Origin of the sequence: Psychrobacter sp. NPDC078929 (genome assembly GCF_050267985.1) — a bacterium.
Lineage (GTDB): Bacteria > Pseudomonadota > Gammaproteobacteria > Pseudomonadales > Moraxellaceae > Psychrobacter.
Map to the genome: position 1 here is coordinate 58,950 of NZ_JBNNFX010000011.1, position 19,098 is coordinate 78,047.

The following is a 19,098-nucleotide window of genomic DNA, read 5'->3' on the forward strand; positions in this document are numbered from 1 at the left end:
CAAACATCACTTATTAGTAAACGTCATATCAGTAAATATCATCTATCGAACGCAATTATCAGCGAATTTGAGTATTATTATGAATCCAAATAATCCAAACTCTGACGAGCACAATCATAGCCAACCGCATGATAGTACGAATGTGCCTAAGTACGTTCGCGAAGATGAAGAAAATAACTACACTCAGGAAAACCAAGGCCATCATGATCATGATGAGCATCTAGAGCAAACAACCACAGCACGAGATACCAAAGGCTATCAGCGCACCTTGCTGTTCAGCTTTATTATCATTACTGGTTACATGTTTATCGAAGCCATTGGTGGCTGGCTCACTGGTAGTTTGGCTCTGCTATCTGATGCAGGGCATATGTTAAGCGATGCGATAGCGCTTGGTGCCACTTTAGTCGCATTTAAAATTGGCGAAAAAGCAGCTACCCATCAGAAAACTTTCGGCTACAAGCGCTTTGAGATATTAGTTGCCACGGTAAATGGCGCGACACTTGTCATAATTGCTTTGATGATTTTTTATGAAGCGATTAAACGCTTTAACTCACCACCAGAAATTGCAACCCAAGGCATGCTTATCGTGGCGACTATCGGTATGCTGATCAATATTCTGGTCGCTTGGCTAATGCACCGAGGTAGTCAAGGTGGCGAGTCACACAGCCATAGTCATAATCATGGTACAGATGATGCCCAAATCGCAGAGCAGAAACCTAGTAATGCAGAACCCGTTAACCTCAATATGCAAAGCGCCTATTTGCACGTATTGAGCGATTTATTAGGGTCAGTAGCTGCGATTATCGCTGCACTACTTATGATGGGTTTTGGTTGGGTATGGGCAGATGCAGTGGCATCAGTAATCGTCGCCGTGCTTATTTTAATCAGTGGCTACCGCGTCGTACGTGATTCTGTGCATATATTGATGGAAGGAACGCCTGCCAATATATCGCTAGTCGATGTGGAGCAAAAATTACTCGAAGACTTTAAAGTACAAAAAGTACATGACCTACATGTTTGGAGTATTACTAGTGGACTTAATGCACTCTCTTGTCACGTGGTGGTCAATGGTGAAATGAGTATCCATGAATCAAATATTCTAATTGCCAGTCTAGAACAAAGACTGCTAGAGCTTGGTATTCACCATGCTACTATTCAGGTCGAAAGCTCATCTCATCCGCAGAATATCTCACATAGCGATGCCTTGGTCTGTGATATTTCGGGACAAGTACCTGCTGGCAACAGTCATATTGGTCATAACCATTAACGATACATTTTCAGTTAAGTGATTGAATAAAGAAGTCAGTAACTTGAAACACGACCTAGAAAATACAAGTATAGGTATCTGATACTGATTCATACTAAAAGTTACGTGGAATTAAAACTAGAATCTAGATCACATTAAGACAGTCGTGATTTGCAACAAACTTTTGCTTTATTCCATTCAAAAAACTTAAGTCCAAATCGGCTTATGTGGTTATAATAACTATTATAAAGTTTTGTTTAGCACCCCAGTTAATTTTTATAATCATACTTTTTGGTATTTTCACTCTATCTATTGATGATATAACACTATGTCTAGACGCTCAGCACCCTTTGTCGCCCCAGACTATATCGATGATCCTGCATCAAAAGATGGCAAAAAACATGCCAAAGTTTTGTTGTCAACGCTGCAAGAAGACATTGCAAACTTTCGTAATGAACAGTTTCCACCTGATATTTTGTGCCAGATTCGTGATATGCCTATTTATGAAGGCAACTTAGCCGAAGTCCAAACCTATCAACAACGTTGGCAAAATCTGCTTGAGCGTGCAAAGGATTTTTATCCAGCGGCCAATATGCCGCCTGACTATCTACCGCTCCCTGCCAGCCTTGAAATACCGCAATTCATCTATCACGTTCAGCGTCTACACTTAACTAAGACACGCGCTAAAGAATCCAAAAGCTTTGGGTCAGTAGGTGCTCTGACCGATAAGTGTGGTCAATATACGGATGATGAAATTGAGCGTATGACAGCAGTGTTAGACAACGATGACGAAGCGCGACTGGTAGCGCATCGTGAATTTATCGATCTGCGTGCTTATGTTTTTTGTCGCGATAGTAAGGGCGAGATGCTAGAGCCTGAGCGAGTACGCTTTTACCGTACCGGTCTTATTGTACATGCTCTGCCTGACTTTAAGATTGTTGATAGTCGCCAGACACCGCGTAAACGCCGCAACGATGCTTATAATAATCCGCTTGCAGACAATGGTGTGTGGAAAATTTATCGCAAAAAATAATAGATACTAGCGCGATATCGTTTTAGCCATACTGATTTTAGTCACATTGATTTTGTATTTTGTATTTTGTATTTTATTCAAATTTTTAAGGAGCCCAGATGTTTGCTGCCGCCGCCGGCTCACCAAATCTCATGTTGCAAGCCACTATATTTTTGGGAGCAGCATTGCTCTTTGTCCCTCTCGGTAAACGCTTTGGTATTGCAACGGTTTTAGGCTACCTCATCACTGGACTTATATTGGGCCCAAGTGGCTTGGATGTGGCAGGCGACGCTGAAAGTCTATTGCACTTTTCAGAGTTTGGCGTGGTAATGCTGCTGTTTATTATCGGGCTTGAGCTCCAGCCTTCGCGGCTCTGGGCATTGCGCCGCTCTATATTTGTATTGGGCGGTTTGCAAGTCGGTTTAACTGGTACGCTACTGATGTGGCTCCTACATCAGTTTTTCTCCTTACAACTAGATACTGCCTTTATAGTTGGTTTTGGTTTAGCGCTATCCTCTACCGCATTTGTACTACAGATACTGACTGAAAAACAGCAGCTTTCGAGCACTCATGGTCGAGAAGCCTTCACTATCTTATTATTCCAAGATATTGCGGTCATTCCATTATTAGCAGTCATTCCGTTCTTATCAGGGGTGCGTGAACAAAGCTACGATTTGATTTATTTTGGTAAAGTATTTGCTGTCTTTGCCGGTCTGATTTTTGCTAGCCGTTATGTGGTTCGACCCTTCTTCAAATTTGTGGCTTCTAGTGGTGCGTCGGAACTATTGACAGCGGTCGCCCTATTTATCGTGATGGGCGTATCTATCTTGATGGGTCAAATCGGTCTATCAATGGCATTGGGTGCATTTCTGACAGGTGTGTTGCTCGCTGATTCCGAATATCGTCACGAATTAGAAGCCAGTATCGAACCTTTTAAAGGGTTGCTATTAGGTCTATTCTTTATGTCGGTCGGTATGCTTACCGACGTCAAACTCATTTTGGCAGAACCCATCTTCATTATTGGCTGCGCCCTCGCCTTGATGTTTATCAAGTTTGCAGTGATTGCAGGGATTGCCAAAGTATCGGGCAATCGCTGGCCTACCAGTATCCGATTGGGCGTGACCTTGGCTCAAGGTGGTGAGTTTGCCTTTGTCCTATTCAGTGTCGCCACTGCCCAAAATGTCTTGCGTCCTGAACTTGCTAATACTCTTAACCTTGTCGTTACCATTTCGATGGCGCTAACACCTCTGGCATTCTTATTGTTAGAAAAAGTAGGTGAGCCGTTATTTGCCAAGAGTAAACCGAGTCGCGAATACGATACTATTCCTGATCATGAGCATCAGGTCATCATTGCAGGCTTTGGCCGCGTCGGTCAGATTATTGGTCGTGTACTGCGCATGCATAATATCGAATTTACCGCCATCGAACGCTCTGCAAACCGAGTAGATTTTGTAAGAAAATTCGGTAACCAAGTCTATTATGGTGACCCAAAGAACCCCGAAATTCTACGAGCGGCAGGTATTCAAAAAGCGCGGGTGTTTATTCTTGCCATTGACGATTTAGAGCGTTCTATCACCACCGCTCAGTATCTTCGTAAGAATTATCCTGAACTGATTGTATTAGCAAGAGCGCGCGATCGTCAGCACTATTATCGTTTGCGTGAGGTTGGTGTGCGGCACATCTGGCGTGAGACTTATTTGTCATCTTTGGACATGTCACGCGAATCACTACAGTTATTAGGCATCTCACCAGAAAAAGCGCGAGAAACAGTAAAAACATTCCGTGACTATGATGATGACTTGATCGAACGCCAACAAGCTATCTACGATGATGAAGCTAGCATGATTGAATCCGCGCAATCATCAATGGCTGAGCTCGAAAGCTTGTTTGATGAAGATATTGGTAAAGCACGTAAAATGGATTTGACCGACTTTTATGAGGCGTTAAAAAGCCAAGCAACACCAGTTGAGGAAAAGGATGATACTGCAACGGATTCTAAGCATTAACCCTAAGCCGTGGCTCTCAGCACTACCAACCCCTACAAACACTCGTGAAATACAGCCCCTAATCAGCTATGCAGTTTTTAGGGGCTTGTTTTTTATTCAGTGAGCTGGTGCAATCCCAGTTATCATTGTCTGGTATATGATAAAAGACCAGCGTCTGCTCATTTAAATAGCGTAACGGAAACGTCACGTTCTGAATCGTTGCCACTACCGCACAGTCAGTTTCTAGCACGCCAGCGGCCTGAGTATCGACATGCATGCGTATCTGCTGCTGCTCGGTACTCAGGGGCAGATTTACTGGGCACTGCCCTGTCTGCTGATAAATCAACGCCACTCGGTTTTGAGCATTCTTTGCAATATCATAAGCGTCAAACAATACTTCATTTGCTTTTGGCTTGGCAATAATCGGTAAAAACTGCACCTTAATCACCAATAGCGAAAACGCAAAAAAACCAAACCCTAATGCTAATCCAAATAAGCTAACACGGCCCTCTCTTTGCAGATGCGCTTTCTGTGCTGCCTCATCTTGCGGATAGTCATTTATCGCATCAGCGATCTCACGCCTTGCCATTCGGTAGTAATACGCATCCGTCCAACGTGCCACCATAAACGACCAAAACAGCCAAATAACAGCAGCAATACCGATACGTGTTGCCATCTGATAAGCATCTGGTACATAGGACATCGCTATAAATTCAAAGGCGACTAGCACCAACGCGACATTAAGCTGAATAAAAGACCACCCTGCGACACTATAGACAATCGCATCCATATAGCGCTTGCGATATAGCAACCAAGGAAAAGTGATAAAAAACGCAGCCCAATGCCATTTTGGCGACAGATAACCTTGCTGATCAAACTGCTCAAAGCGTTTAAGGTAATAACGCTGGGTACGGTTACCGATGAACCACTTGTCTAACTGCTTACGTTTAGCAGGTGTTAACGACTCTTGATAAAATGGTGGCGGTGAATCTGTCTCGATAAATAACATGGCAACACGCTCTACTTACTGACTCTTAGAAAAAGCATTTAAAAGATACCATTATATGATAATGCCAAAACCCATGTGTAACATAGAGAAACCATAGCACCGATCAGCAAATACGCGAAAATAGGATTGTCCGTTCACAGTTGTATGGATTTGACTTATAATAAGCAAACATCACCCACCTAATTAAGCCTTACGAATCCTATGAGTCAACATTCTGATATCAATGACAACGTCAATAGTACCGATACTACTGATGAGCAAACCCTTAATAGCACAAGTGAGCCTATCGATATCGATAACAGCACTAGCCAAGAGATAGAGCCGACCTCTGACAAGCATATCCGCATCGTCAATACGTTTATGAAGCGCCGTACGCACATGAACAAAAACGCTGAGCTTGCATTAACTGCTCCAGAGTTTTCTGAGTATTTGGTCAATAACAGTTTTGGTGATGGCGATCTTACCGGTATTGATAACCTACGTACGTTATTTGCTGATAGCCCTAACGGTCCAGATGCGCCGCTTACGGTAGAGATTGGTTTTGGCTTGGGTGATTCATTTATTGAAATGGCGGCCGCTGACCCTACTCGTAACTTTGTCGGTGTAGAAGTGCATGAGCCTGGTATTGGTAAATGTGCTTATATGGCTGGCACCCAAAATTTGAGCAACGTAAAAATCATCAACGGTGATGCCATTCAATTGCTCAAGCAACTACCAGAAAACCATATCGACCGTATTCAGCTATACTTCCCTGACCCATGGCAAAAGAAGCGCCACTATAAGCGTCGTTTTGTCAGTCCTGAACGTATGACCATCGTCACGCGCAGCTTAAAACAAGGCGGCTGGTTCCATACAGCAACTGACTGGGAGCATTATGCATTTTGGATGGTTGAAGTATTGGATGGTTTCGCTGGACTGACCAACAAAGCAGGTACAGGTAATTTCACTGAGCGTCCTGACTTTCGTCCAATGACCAAGTTTGAGCGTCGTGGCCTCGACCGTGGGCATGGCGTCTGGGATTTGATCTATATCAAAGACTGATCAATACAGCTCTACTTTTAAGTGTTTTGACAAAGCGGCTATCTGATGTAGCCGCTTTTTTGTGGCCTTTTATAGGCTGTAGAAAATATTTCTAAAAATACTAGACATCCTATGCATAACTATGTCTGCTGATATCTTAAGTGTATATCTTGAGTCATACTCCTGACTTTTAATGCCTATAGTATGATTATGCATAAAAAAAGATAAATTTATAATTTGTGAAACATAGCGCTTATAGCGTTGTTTGTAGACAAAATAATACCTGTAAAGTAGTTAGAAACAAAATATAGAATCCGTTCCTCATACTAATTATCTACTTAAACTTATGTATTATAAGGCTTTACAGAGTTCTCCCCATAAGCTGTGGATAACCCTGTGCATAAGTCACTACTTGACAACTTTATAGCTAAGCAACTTAAAGGATAAGGTAAAATCGTTCATTTTTTGTACAATTTATAAAACCTTTGAAATCAATAACTTATATTAAATTCTTACACATAAAAAATTATTTTAAATAATTTCTAAAATAATTTAATTATTCATAATGTTTCACAATCAGTAAAAATAAGCCTTTTATTTGTTGTGGACAACTCCTAACTCTATTGACAAGCATAGTCATTATCAGGTTCAAAACAACAGCAACCTATCGCATCGTTTCTATAAGTTTTCAGCCTCATACCATACGACAGATAGTGTCGTCTAGCATCTCTCAACGCTCATTATAGTGCTTTGCTTTTGTTATAATTACCTTATCAAATCAACAGTGTTAAGAAGTTGAGTCAAGTAATCAGCACGCCAAGTCTGACTTAAAAACAAGGATCATAACAGTATATTACGGACTTATTTTTACTTCTCTCGCTATTTAATTTTACTGTATAGTAGAACGATACATTCGATACTACTACCTATACCAGTCACGTGACAACCTATTTTTCGATAAAACAGCCAAACAATAATTGCCGATTTCATAACAGTCAGTATGCGTTTGCCAAAAGTTTTAACAGTACCAATATTTTATTTATAGCATCAACTTAACTACCGAAAACAAGGAATCCAATATGGACGACAATAAAGCCAAAGCCCTCAAAGCGGCATTAGGTCAAATCGAAAAGCAATTTGGTAAAAACACCATCATGCATCTAGGCGATGACTCGGCCATTATGGATGTCGATGTGGTCTCTACAGGCTCTCTAGGATTAGACATTGCGCTTGGCATTGGCGGTCTACCAAAAGGCCGTATCGTTGAAATTTACGGTCCAGAAAGCTCAGGTAAGACGACAATGACCCTGCAAGCTATTGCAGAATGTCAAAAGCAAGGCGGTACCTGTGCCTTTATCGATGCTGAGCATGCGCTTGACCCTGTTTATGCACGCAAGCTTGGGGTAAATACTGATGATTTATTGCTTTCTCAGCCTGACAATGGTGAGCAAGCACTTGAAATCACCGATATGTTGGTACGCTCAGGCGCGATTGACATGATCGTAATTGACTCAGTAGCCGCCTTGACGCCACGTGCCGAGATTGAAGGCGAAATGGGCGACTCACACATGGGTCTACAAGCGCGTCTTATGAGCCAAGCCCTACGTAAAATCACTGGTAACGCCAAACGCTCTAACTGTATGGTGGTGTTTATTAACCAGATTCGTATGAAAATCGGTGTTATGTTCGGTAGCCCTGAGACTACGACTGGTGGTAATGCGCTGAAATTCTACGCCTCTGTACGTATGGATATTCGCCGTATTGGTGCGGTCAAAAACGGTGATGAAATCATCGGTAACCAGACCCGTGTCAAAGTCATCAAAAATAAAATGGCACCACCTTTCCGCCAAGCTGAGTTCGAAATTACTTACGGTGAAGGTACGAACCATTTAGCCGAAGTCATCGACTTAGGCGTGGAGATTGGAGCGGTTGGTAAAGCAGGATCGTGGTACAGCTATGGCGACGAAAAAATCGGTCAAGGTAAAGCCAACTCTGTGCTTTTCTTAAAAGAGAACCCTGCCATTGCCCAAGAAATCGAAGATAAGATCCGTGACGAAAAGCTTGGTACGAAGAAAAATAGCAAAGCCGACGAAACTGAAGAAGCAGAACAGGCTTCTGAACCTGTACAATAATGGTTTAACGCTTAACCGTTGTCAGTCACTATGATTCATTATGAAAATTAAAACCTTAGCTGAAATTCTAGCTGAGTCGGGTGCCGACTCAGCTAGTTCTGTTGATAGCAAATCAAAAAAACCGTCCAAGAATTCTCATACGAAAGAGTCTAAAAAACCAGAGAAATACAGTAAACGGACTATCCGTTCAAGTAAAGATGATTCAGTCACAAATGACGCTACTATTGATACAGCGTTTTTTGAAGACTCCTCTCCTAAGTCAAAGAAAACTTCTAAATCTAAAAAACGTAAAAAGCGTTTCCACCCAGCGGCCAATTTTACCGCTGAGCCTATTGATACCCCTACATATCAACCCCCTGAAGCGCAAACCATCAAAGAGATGCTGGCAGAAGTCAAACTCGACATTCATAATGACGAAATTAGTGATGGTTTGACAACTGGTTCTAGTGATAGCACTGAGCCACTATCCAAAAACTCAGAAAATGAAGCTGAGCTTTTTGCTATCAATGGTAGTGAAACAGACAGCCAAAACGATAACATACCAGCCGCGCTCAAAGCTTACTTACGAACCCCTGAACAAAAACAAGCAGAAATCGATGCGATCAAAGCAGAAAGTCGATTGCGTTGGCTCGCATTTTATTATTTATCACGCCGTGAATACGGTAAGGCTGAGCTAAAGCAAAAGCTGATCGACAAAGAACAAGACCCAGAGAAAATTGATGCCCTGCTCGATGAGTTTGAAGAAAAAGGGTATCAAAGTGACTACCGCACTACCTTAATGCTAATACGTGAGAATATCCGTAAAGGTCGCGGACGTGGTCGGATTAAACAAGAATTCTATCGTAAGAAGATTGCTATGCCAGGTAACATCGATGAGCTAATCGATATGGCAAATACTGAGTCTGATGAATTTAGCGAGTTTGTAGATAATGATGCAGACAACTTAGTAGACGGTGTAGATTGGCTAAAACTGGCGGTGATAGCTCGTACCAAAAAATATGGTAATGAGATACCAGTTGAGCAAAAAGAAAAAGCTAAGCAGCTACGTTTTTTACAGTATAGAGGGTTTAACACCGATATCTGCTTTGCAGCACTTAATCATACTACAGAGTCGTTAGACGAGCGATTTTAAGGGCTTACTATCGCTATCACTGTCGCTGCCAAACGGTATTTATCGACAGTCATACTCTTGTGATAGACATAAAAAAGAGCACGTTATATAACGTGCTCTTTAATCAATGCTACAAGTCATTTTAATCTACGTAGTTTTAAAATATGCAGTTAGAAATTTTCGAATTTTAAGCTATTAAACTACTTGAACAAACTATTTAAAATTGCCAAGACGGCTAGATAACTGGCTAATGATTTGATCTATCTCTTCATTGGCCTCAGACTCATTATCCAGATTGCCATTAGGGGTTAGCTGATTCATTACCTCAGGCAACAGCTCAGCAAGTCCCTGTCTTACCTCAGTTTCATTAGCACCAGTATGAGCGGCTACTTGCTGAATTTCGTTTTCGTCAAACAAACGGTTGATTTCATTTGGATCTAAATTATCGTTTGCTTCGTTATTACTCATCCAAGAGCGCGCTTGACCTTCATAGCCCATACCAGTGATTTTCGACAATGCCCCGCTCAAACCACCATTACGTTTGATCCAGCTAAGTACCATAGGCATCAATGCTGCAACGAGCATACCTTTACCACCAAACCTACTATTAGTACGCTGACCACCTAATACACTACCTAAAATATCACCGAGTCCGCCAGCACCTGAACTCATACCACCGCGCTGACTACCGCCCGTGAGACCACCAATGATGTCATCTAAGTCAAAACCATTATCTGCTTGACGACTATTTTGTTGAGGGCTATAACCACCTACCTGACTGCCACCGCCCAACACACTACCTAAGATATCACCTAGTCCACCAGTCTGCCGTGTTTCAGTACGTTGGTTAACTGGATTGCGCTGAGCGTCGTCTGGATTCATTGCACTACGTGCCACTTGGCTCACTAAATTCCCTAATAAGCTCATTATCTATTCCTCTTTTTATCGTATTGTTTAGTACAAAAATACTACTAAAATTTATAAAACCTCATATCTGCCTATATGTTCTTTAATAACGGGACAGCAAAATTACGAGTTTTATTTTCTATTTTTAATATAACAGATTTTAATATAACAAACCTCTTTGCCCTTTGAGATAGCTATTTTGTTATGACGTGTAGGGATTTCTCATCGTAAAAGGAGAAATATAAGACCAATAAATACTCAGCTATCTAATATTACCCTTACTGATATTGGTTAAAATATTTAACTGTCGCCATTGCTCGTAATTTACTTGGTCGCGAAATATAGTAGTCGAAAACGTTCTTTGATAAGGTTCAACGATATTGAACTCGATACTCATCGCCCACTGGTAGCGATTGATATCGATTAACTCTGCTTGCCATAACTCATCGCCGCGTCCCGTTCGTATCAGTAATTGCCATTCTTTATCGACACGCTGACTGAGCGATGGCTGACTAATATGTAATAGTATCGGTCTCGATATGATCAGATAACTTGCAACTGCTGCTGAGACTATTAAGATTAGTAAATACTGCCATAAGGCCAAAGATGCAAACCATGCCAATATCATCATAACGCTAGTCAAGCTTACATATAGCAGCGTGCGTAAATAACTGGCAGGCGTGATAGCTGTATCAATACGTAGCGAGGTTACTGGCGTCATATAAGCGTACCATGGGAAACGTTAGATATTATGCCGATCCATTCTTTAAGAGCTAAACCAAGTCTTTGGTATGGCGCCATGTTTTTATCTTATTGACCAACGCCCAGATGTCATCCTCTTCTGGACGATTTTGATTAGTAAAGTAATCAAGCAAGTCTGGGTCTTCATGAGTCAGCATTTCTGCAAATGTTGCTTGCTCAGTAGCATCTGCTGTCAGATATAGCTCTTTGACGTAAGGATCAATATAAAAATCCAATTCTTTTAATCCGCGGCGAGCTTGATAAATGATACGGCGCTGTTCATTGGTTGGTTCTGGCTGAGTTGTGCTTGTCATAGATTTACTCTTATTAAATGGGATAGTCTTGTGGGTTTAGATAGTTTAGAAATAGATGTTAAGCATAGCGTATAGAATATTTATAGGCTAAAAATATTATTGCTCATCTGCATATATAAAGCGACATTAACAACGATGTGCTGACAGTTGACTCCATAAGGCCACTGCTTGCTGCATCATCGCCACATTATGCGTACGAATGATACTTGCGCCTTGTTGTACGGCTAACAGTCCAGCTGCCGTTCCTGCCGAATCACGCTCTAGCGCTTGCGTCGTACTCACAGCTTCAGCTCCACTTTTGGTCAATACTTCTGCTAAAAACCGCTTACGAGAAATGCCAAACATCATTGGCAGTCCTAATGTTTGCAAGCTGCTCAGCTGGCTTAATAATGCGCAGTGATGCTCATAGTTCTTAGCAAAACCAAAACCTGGGTCGATAATGATATTGCTTTGTTTGACGCCGATGCTAACTACTTCGTTAATACGGTCAATCAGCTCTGTACGCACTTCATCGATCACATCGTCATATTGCGCCAAATTATTCATTGTCGTTGGCTCACCGCGCATATGCATTAGCATAACAGGTATATTAAGCTCAGCCGCCAGCTCTGCCGCACCCGTACGTTTTAGTGCTCGTACATCATTCCAAATGTCAGCACCTTCATTAAATGCTGCCTGCATGACTTCAGGGCTGCTAGTATCAATCGATAACCAAATAGCATCACCACAATACTTACGGATGGCTCGAACCACTGGCACAACTCGTTGTATCTCATCATCAGTCGCCACAGTTTGCGCATTTGGACGAGTAGATTCACCACCGATATCGATAATAGTAGCGCCTTCATTTATCATCTGCTGACAGTGCGCAACGGCTTTATCTACTGCGTTAAACTGCCCACCGTCTGAAAACGAATCTGGCGTTACATTCAAGATGCCCATGATATGTGGCTGTGACAAATCTAAGGTCTTATCACGGCTAGACACTTGGTAGTTGGATAAAGGTTGGAATAATGACATGAATAATCCATCGCAAGTAAAGTTTATAATGCAGTTTTAATTATTGTTATCTACGCTTATGATACCAGTAAATCTTATAGGGTTCTAAATCCTTCATAAAATGATGACAATAAAAAAGCCCTTTATCATAAAGGACTTTTTATAAAACATGAATATGCTAGCACTTACATCGCTGGTAGTGGTGGCGGTGTAGCACCCGTTGTTTTAACGTCGTTTTTCGACAAGTTTACTTCGTTATGCTGATAAACTCTTGGTGGACGTGGTTCTTCACCTGCTAGAATATCTTGCAGTTGGTCACGATCAATAGTTTCCCAGTTCATCAGCGCATCAACCATCGCATGCATTTTGTCTTGGTTGGCTTCAATCAATTCACGAGCAATATCATACTGCTCTTCTAGCATACGACGCACTTCTTCATCAACCTTCTGCTGAGTAGCTTCAGAGATAGTACGACCACCACCGCCGAAATATCCTTGCGAGTTGTCATCATCTTCATACACCATGATACCAAGTGCATCAGACATGCCGTACTTCGTGACCATCGCACGCGCCATTTTAGTAGCACGTTCAAAGTCGTTCGAAGCACCCGTTGACATTTGATTGATGAATACTTCTTCGGCGATACGACCACCGAACAAAATAGCAATGTCGCTCAGCATTTTCGACTTATACATACTGGTCTGATCATGCTCAGGCAACTGCCAAGTGACACCAAGGGCAAAACCACGAGGCATGATAGTAACTTTATGCACCGGATCTGTACCTGGCAATAGCTCAGCTACTAGCGCATGACCCGCTTCATGATATGCAGTTGCACGGCGCTCTTCTTCGCGTATCACCATGGACTTGCGTTCAGGACCCATATATAGCTTGTCTTTTGCATCTTCAAAGTCATTCATATCGACGCTGGTCTTGTTGCGACGCGCGGCGAACAATGCAGCTTCGTTTACAAGGTTGGCAAGCTGTGCACCACTGAATCCAGGCGTACCACGAGCAAGAGAACTGGCATCTACACTAATTGTGTTTGGCAGTTTTTTCAAATGGACTTTTAGGATTTGCTCACGACCTTTGATATCCGGCAAGCCTACTTGTACCTGACGGTCAAAACGACCTGGACGCAATAATGCCTTGTCAAGTACGTCAGCACGGTTGGTAGCGGCAATGACGATAACGCCTTCATTACCTTCAAAACCATCCATCTCAACCAATAATTGGTTCAATGTCTGCTCGCGTTCATCGTTACCGCCGCCCATACCGGAACCACGATGACGACCAACTGCATCAATCTCATCGATAAAGATGATACAAGGCGCACTTTTCTTTGCTTGTTCGAACATATCACGGACACGTGATGCACCAACACCGACGAACATTTCAACAAAATCAGAACCTGAAATTGAGAAAAACGGCACTTTAGCTTCACCAGCAATAGCTCTCGCTAACAAGGTTTTACCTGTACCAGGAGGACCTACCATCAAGATACCACGAGGAATCGTTGCACCCAGTTTGGTAAATTTGTCTGGATCACGCAAGAATTCAACTACTTCAACGACTTCTTCTTTAGCTTCTTCACAACCAGCCACATCTTCGAAGTTAACGTTGATTTGATCTTCGGTCAGCATTTTCGCTTTTGATTTACCAAAGCTCATTGGACCGCCGCCTTTACCGCCAGCGCCGCCCTGCATATTACGCATAAAGAATAAGAACAGACCAATAATCAATAGAATTGGGAAGCTGGCTATCAGTAATTGCATTAATACGCTTTGGCGCTTTGGTGCAGTTCCTTGAACTTCGACTTGGTTCTCACGTAGCATTGGCATGAGCTGGTCATCTGACACAGCTGGTCTAATGGTCTCAAAAGATGAGCCATTTTTCTTTTCGCCGGTGATCTGTTCGCCGTCAATTTCGACACTGGCTACTTGGTTTTCTGACACAGCGGTCACAAACTCAGAGTAGTTAAGGTTATCTGGCTCAGATGATTGATCAAAGCCGCTAAACACCAGCACTAAAACGCCGATTACCACCAGCCACAATAAGGTATTTTTTACCATGTCGCTCACTAGTTATTCCCATCCCTTACTTATTGGTGTGTTTATTAAACACGTGACGTCTATAAACGTATTGCTCATTTTTAACGAATATCCCGATAATAAAAAGCTGCTAAATTAAACTTATATGATTTATAGGTAGCATAAAAATTGTTTTTATAAATAATCAGTATGAGATAAACATAGATATACGATCATTGAGCTTGTAAAACGCTTATTATCAGACGACTTTGCCTAAAACGTATGCTAAAAACAAAGGTAATATACCATGATATGTGGTGCTAACCCGCATAATTCAAGCAGGTTTCACGATTATTCATTTAACAATTGACGCAGCTTTTATATCGCGATAATAACACTTTATGGTGGTTTACCCTCACGCTTACAAGAGCAGCAACCTATTGATGTTAAAACTATTTAATCGCTATCCAAAACATCTCTTTTGAGCGTGGTCGTGACGCACCTGGCTTTATACTACGAATCTTACTAAAGTCCTGCTGCATCTGCTTGCGTAATTCTTGTGTACCCTCGCCTTGAAACACTTTCATAATAAGTGCGCCACCTTTTGGTAAGGTTGCAAGCGCGAAGTCCACTGCTAGCTCACATAAGTACATCATACGTGGCTGATCGATAGCACTGTTCCCAGCGGTATTGGGTGCCATGTCAGACAATACCACGTCGACTTGCCTATCACCTACTTCTGCCATAATAGCGTCAAACACTTCAGCTTCACGAAAATCACCCTGAATAAAGGTCACATCAGGCAAGGTATCCATCGCCAAAATATCAGAGGCAATCAAGATACCATCGTCACCTACCAATCGACCAGCGACTTGTGACCAGCTACCAGGCGCACTGCCCAAATCTACGACCGTCATGCCTTTTTTGATCAGGTTGGTTTTTTCATTAATCTCTAATAATTTATAAGCGGCACGGGCACGGTAGCCATCTTTTTGAGCTTTTTGTACATAATGATCATCAATATGCTCTTTCATCCAAGCACTGCTGCTCTTTGATAGTTTTTTGTTTTCGATACGCGTGGCCAAAATACCTGCTCCTATTGCTTTACTAAATCTAGCTGCTTTAATTGCTCTATTACTTACAAACTGATATTAATCCGTTGCGGATCATTCTAAATACGGTGTTAATCAGATTTTTTATTCATGGTTGGTTGCAAACTGACCAAATTCTATTGGTTAAATAACTGTTTTATAAGGCAGTAGCGTTTATAATGTACCAAACATTCAGTTTAACATTTTCGTCACGTAAAATCGTGCAAAATCCTGCTGATCTCATGCAAGATGGTCACAGATTATCTATAATGATCAATAACTGTTTTTGACAGTACCATTTTTATTTTTACCAACACTTAGGAATTCTATGCAACTCGATAACGCTACCATCAAACGTCTAAAAGGCATCGGTCACGAGCTAAAGCCTATCGTTATGATCGGCAACAAGGGTATTACCCCAACCATTACTGAAGAAATCGATCGCGCGCTAACAGATCATGAGCTTATCAAAGTGAAATTGCCTGCTGGCACGAAAGAAGAGCGTGACATCGTTGGCGCTGAACTTGCTAAAGCGGCTAATGCGTCTTTGGTTCACTCTATTGGTCGTATGGCATTATTACTACGTAAAAACCCAAATGCCAACCCAAAACTGTCTAACCTAGCACGTCACGCACAGTAATATGTCATGATAGACTGGCATTAAGTGACTGGCTTTTATGTTCACTTATATCATAGCCAAACGATAATGAAATACAAAGGCCGCGACGCTTCTTGCTCGCGGCTTTTATGTTTTCCGATAGTCTCGGTTATATTTACCATATAGTATTGGTGCCCTTAATCAGTATGATTTCTCTTGTTACTATCACCTCTTTATTATTACCGTTGAGACTTATCAATAATGAAACAATCTTTTAACCTCCGTCTAGCCAACGAGACGATAGCGAAAGACGCTCAGCAATTAGGTGTGTCTATAGAAGCACTAGAGAATATCTCTATCGAAGTAAGTGCAGAAATCATCCAGCAACCAGCTTTGCAACTAGTGCTGACCTATCAAGTGACTCTGCATAGCCAAATTCTAGCCAATCAATTCAATTGGCCAATATGGCAACAAACTCAAGTAAATTTCACTGATTATCTATGGGAAGAAACGTGCCTTGAATGTTTTATTGCTGGCAGTGAGGTTGATGGTAGTAAGGTTAATAATGAAGATATCGTGACATCTGACCAGATAGAACCTCACAAGACACCACTTCAGCAAGCAACCGCTTATATAGAGATTAATGCGAGTCCTGATGGTCGTTACGCTGTTTATCAGTTTGAGAGCTATCGTAACCCTGCGGCACTACCGCCAGTACCATTGTATGAGACCGACGGCACCACACGCGCATCTATTAATTGGCGTAACTGTAAGGAGCTAGCAGATAGATCAGGGGAGAACCCGTTATCTAGCACTCCAACGGTGGTGCAGACACCTGCTCATTATGAGCGTAGCTTTAGCCTTCCTATAACTCAATTGCCGAATCAACAATATGCTGTTGCAAACATGAGGATCGAACAAATACATCCTTGCGTCATCTTATGGTTTGGCGAAACTGATTTATACTTCGCGTCAGGCCATGCCTCTCCGCCTGATTTTCACAATCGCGACTATTGGCCAAATTTCGAGCTTTGATTTGGTTATATGAGCTGTACTCACTTAGGCGTCCCCTTTTCAAGCACAAAAAAAACCCAGTAATGTCATAAAGAGCATTACTGAGTTTGGAGAAAACTTTAGTCTTATTTAACTGATACCTACTTCATTTAACCGATGTTTATTTGTCAGCCATCGCAAGGTAGATACCACGATCTGATGCATCATCAACATACTGCGAGTCACGCCATGTCGTATAGCTGTAATTACCGCTATATGGGCTGATGCTGTTTTGACGGAAATCAGATACCCAATCATTGCCATCAAAAATCTGGATATGACCGTGTGGACGGCTTGACGTGCGGTTATAGACAACAACATCACCAACTTGTGGTGCCATGTCGTTACTGATCTTGGTGAAGCCAGCTTGGGCTAGCGTGCCACGAGAGGCGTACTGATAGGCTGAAGGGTTAGGCGTAAATTCATAACCTGCTGATTGTAATGCTTTACGTACATAGCGAGCACAGTAACCAGAGCTTCTAGATAGAGCGACGCGAGAGGCATTTGCTGCTGCAATAGCAGGAGCAGAGTTGCGGTCAGGTACACGGCTTGCTTGCTGCTGACGCTGTTCGTAAGACAAACGACTGGTCAGTGAAGCGAGCTGATATTCTTTTTGCTTAGCATGAGCGCTTAGGTTGTCAATTGCTTGACTGATCTCATCGTTGCTATATACATGGGCACCACTGTTAGTGCTATAGATGTTGCGACTAGAACCATAGTTCGCAGAAGTAGAAATATTTGTGATGGTATGACTCAAGGTATTATTTGGTTGAAAGGTTGTTTCGGCAGCACCACTCGTCTGTGCGATACCCATTCCCAATACTGACAAAATTAATAAAGCTTGTTTCATAAATTTACTACCTATTGTTAATACAAGTCTGCTCGTCATCCGTAACGAAGCATCAATTAATTTAGAGGATATAATCATCAAATAGACGTGATAAAATCCCTATTACAACGGTTCATTCTTTTCAAATAGTGACTAGTGCCAGTAGTACCTCCCACCTAGTCAACTATCTTATAAGCCATCTGCTATATATTGCTTTTAGCATGTCTGTTATGAGTATCGAGTTTGTCACCTATTAGATGAGTACTTACGATGTCAAAAAAACAACCTAATCGGCTTGCCCAGCTTATAGATCATCAAGCATTTGCTGGTAGCGCGCTACCTCAAACCCTTGCTAACAACATGCGACTATATATAGAAGCAACCAACGAGATAAAAGAGCTATTGGTAGACTGCCTACCTGAAGAAATACTCAACACCTGTTGGGTTGTAGGCTTAACACCTGAGCAGTTGATATTAAGTGTTAACTCAATGACAGCAGCAAATCATATTCGCTATTTACATAGCTCGTATTTGCAAATACTAACAGAGCAGTCAATTACATTTAAACAACTCAAGCAAATTCGCGTCGTTGTGGCTAAAAGCTCTGCCAATAATTATTCATCCAAACAATCATCAACATCATCACTGCACTTGCCAAATTCTCGTAAAGCCAATGAAAATCAGGCGCTTAGCCAGAACACAAAACGGACTATATCACAGGCCGCAGAGCATGTCACCACTGATGAAAATCTCAAAAAAGCTCTTTTGCGTTTGATTAATCATTAAAAATACCGACCATTAAATGTAAAGTTATGTAAATAAGAGCAGGTGATGGCATTGATAAAGATGGATTTTTGTAATGTATCAGATAAAAAAAATCCTCCGTTAGTTACATCCAGATCATGGATATAGCTAACGAAGGATTTAAAAACCATCTACAGCTTTGGTATTATATGCCTTAACAGAAAATTCATATAATCATATAGATAATATATTCAAAATATAGCATATTATATAAATGT

17 protein-coding genes are annotated in these 19,098 nt (G+C 41.7%); 9 read left to right on the forward strand and 8 right to left on the reverse strand.

What is annotated here, in order from left to right; all coding sequences use genetic code 11:
• Positions 1 to 79 precede the first annotated feature (79 nt).
• The 3 genes from ACQKCG_RS07915 to ACQKCG_RS07925 all read left to right on the forward strand — a co-directional run bounded on the left by ACQKCG_RS07915 (position 80) and on the right by ACQKCG_RS07925 (position 4,264).
• The gene (locus ACQKCG_RS07915) at positions 80 to 1,267 is read left to right on the forward strand and encodes a cation diffusion facilitator family transporter (protein ID WP_101205786.1); all 1,188 of its coding nucleotides are present in this window, start codon (positions 80 to 82) and stop codon (positions 1,265 to 1,267) included.
• A gap of 307 nt (positions 1,268 to 1,574) precedes the next feature.
• Positions 1,575 to 2,279 carry a hypothetical protein gene (locus ACQKCG_RS07920; protein WP_101205785.1) on the forward strand — a complete coding sequence of 235 codons (705 nt, stop codon included), beginning with the start codon at positions 1,575 to 1,577 and terminating at the stop codon, positions 2,277 to 2,279.
• A gap of 98 nt (positions 2,280 to 2,377) precedes the next feature.
• Positions 2,378 to 4,264, forward strand: a complete 1,887-nt coding sequence (locus ACQKCG_RS07925; RefSeq protein WP_057761405.1) for a monovalent cation:proton antiporter-2 (CPA2) family protein — start codon at positions 2,378 to 2,380, stop codon at positions 4,262 to 4,264.
• Positions 4,265 to 4,322: 58 nt separating this feature from the next.
• On the opposite strand, the gene ACQKCG_RS07930 is transcribed toward ACQKCG_RS07925, so the two are convergent.
• Positions 4,323 to 5,252, reverse strand: a complete 930-nt coding sequence (locus ACQKCG_RS07930) for a DUF2628 domain-containing protein (RefSeq protein ID WP_101205784.1) — start codon at positions 5,250 to 5,252, stop codon at positions 4,323 to 4,325.
• Between the two features lie 201 nt (positions 5,253 to 5,453).
• Between ACQKCG_RS07930 and trmB the strand changes: the two genes are divergently transcribed.
• From trmB to ACQKCG_RS07945, 3 genes are all read left to right on the forward strand, one after another.
• On the forward strand, positions 5,454 to 6,293 hold the full coding sequence (trmB, locus tag ACQKCG_RS07935; protein ID WP_101205783.1) for a tRNA (guanosine(46)-N7)-methyltransferase TrmB: 840 nt from the start codon (positions 5,454 to 5,456) through the stop codon (positions 6,291 to 6,293).
• A 1,058-nt stretch (positions 6,294 to 7,351) separates the two neighbouring features.
• Complete coding sequence (recA, locus tag ACQKCG_RS07940) at positions 7,352 to 8,404, forward strand: recombinase RecA (RefSeq protein ID WP_101205782.1); 1,053 nt, start codon at positions 7,352 to 7,354, stop codon at positions 8,402 to 8,404.
• A gap of 40 nt (positions 8,405 to 8,444) precedes the next feature.
• Complete coding sequence (locus ACQKCG_RS07945) at positions 8,445 to 9,536, forward strand: regulatory protein RecX (protein ID WP_101205781.1); 1,092 nt, start codon at positions 8,445 to 8,447, stop codon at positions 9,534 to 9,536.
• 192 nt (positions 9,537 to 9,728) lie between these two features.
• On the opposite strand, the gene ACQKCG_RS07950 is transcribed toward ACQKCG_RS07945, so the two are convergent.
• The 6 genes from ACQKCG_RS07950 to ACQKCG_RS07975 all read right to left on the reverse strand — a co-directional run bounded on the left by ACQKCG_RS07950 (position 9,729) and on the right by ACQKCG_RS07975 (position 15,590).
• Positions 9,729 to 10,442 carry a YidB family protein gene (locus ACQKCG_RS07950; protein WP_101205780.1) on the reverse strand — a complete coding sequence of 238 codons (714 nt, stop codon included), beginning with the start codon at positions 10,440 to 10,442 and terminating at the stop codon, positions 9,729 to 9,731.
• 241 nt (positions 10,443 to 10,683) lie between these two features.
• Positions 10,684 to 11,142: a hypothetical protein gene (locus ACQKCG_RS07955; protein WP_101205779.1), complete on the reverse strand. Its 459-nt coding sequence runs from the start codon at positions 11,140 to 11,142 to the stop codon at positions 10,684 to 10,686.
• A 52-nt stretch (positions 11,143 to 11,194) separates the two neighbouring features.
• On the reverse strand, positions 11,195 to 11,476 hold the full coding sequence (locus tag ACQKCG_RS07960) for a succinate dehydrogenase assembly factor 2 (RefSeq protein ID WP_057761419.1): 282 nt from the start codon (positions 11,474 to 11,476) through the stop codon (positions 11,195 to 11,197).
• Between the two features lie 126 nt (positions 11,477 to 11,602).
• Positions 11,603 to 12,496 carry a dihydropteroate synthase gene (gene folP, locus ACQKCG_RS07965; protein WP_101205778.1) on the reverse strand — a complete coding sequence of 298 codons (894 nt, stop codon included), beginning with the start codon at positions 12,494 to 12,496 and terminating at the stop codon, positions 11,603 to 11,605.
• A gap of 164 nt (positions 12,497 to 12,660) precedes the next feature.
• Positions 12,661 to 14,556: an ATP-dependent zinc metalloprotease FtsH gene (gene ftsH / locus ACQKCG_RS07970; RefSeq protein WP_057761422.1), complete on the reverse strand. Its 1,896-nt coding sequence runs from the start codon at positions 14,554 to 14,556 to the stop codon at positions 12,661 to 12,663.
• A 401-nt stretch (positions 14,557 to 14,957) separates the two neighbouring features.
• Complete coding sequence (locus ACQKCG_RS07975) at positions 14,958 to 15,590, reverse strand: RlmE family RNA methyltransferase (protein WP_101205777.1); 633 nt, start codon at positions 15,588 to 15,590, stop codon at positions 14,958 to 14,960.
• A gap of 334 nt (positions 15,591 to 15,924) precedes the next feature.
• On the opposite strand from ACQKCG_RS07975, the gene ACQKCG_RS07980 reads away from it, so the two are divergent.
• Both ACQKCG_RS07980 and ACQKCG_RS07985 read left to right on the forward strand, forming a co-directional pair.
• Positions 15,925 to 16,236, forward strand: coding sequence for a YhbY family RNA-binding protein (locus ACQKCG_RS07980; protein ID WP_057761426.1), 312 nt, complete (start codon positions 15,925 to 15,927; stop codon positions 16,234 to 16,236).
• Between the two features lie 219 nt (positions 16,237 to 16,455).
• Positions 16,456 to 17,229 (forward strand): hypothetical protein, encoded by a 774-nt coding sequence (locus tag ACQKCG_RS07985; protein WP_101205776.1) that lies wholly within the window; start codon positions 16,456 to 16,458, stop codon positions 17,227 to 17,229.
• A gap of 139 nt (positions 17,230 to 17,368) precedes the next feature.
• Here the strand turns inward: ACQKCG_RS07985 and ACQKCG_RS07990 are convergent, their stop codons facing one another.
• Positions 17,369 to 18,097 (reverse strand): CHAP domain-containing protein, encoded by a 729-nt coding sequence (locus tag ACQKCG_RS07990; protein WP_057761430.1) that lies wholly within the window; start codon positions 18,095 to 18,097, stop codon positions 17,369 to 17,371.
• Between the two features lie 249 nt (positions 18,098 to 18,346).
• On the opposite strand from ACQKCG_RS07990, the gene ACQKCG_RS07995 reads away from it, so the two are divergent.
• Positions 18,347 to 18,862: a hypothetical protein gene (locus ACQKCG_RS07995; protein ID WP_101205775.1), complete on the forward strand. Its 516-nt coding sequence runs from the start codon at positions 18,347 to 18,349 to the stop codon at positions 18,860 to 18,862.
• The last annotated feature ends 236 nt before the right edge of the window (positions 18,863 to 19,098 follow it).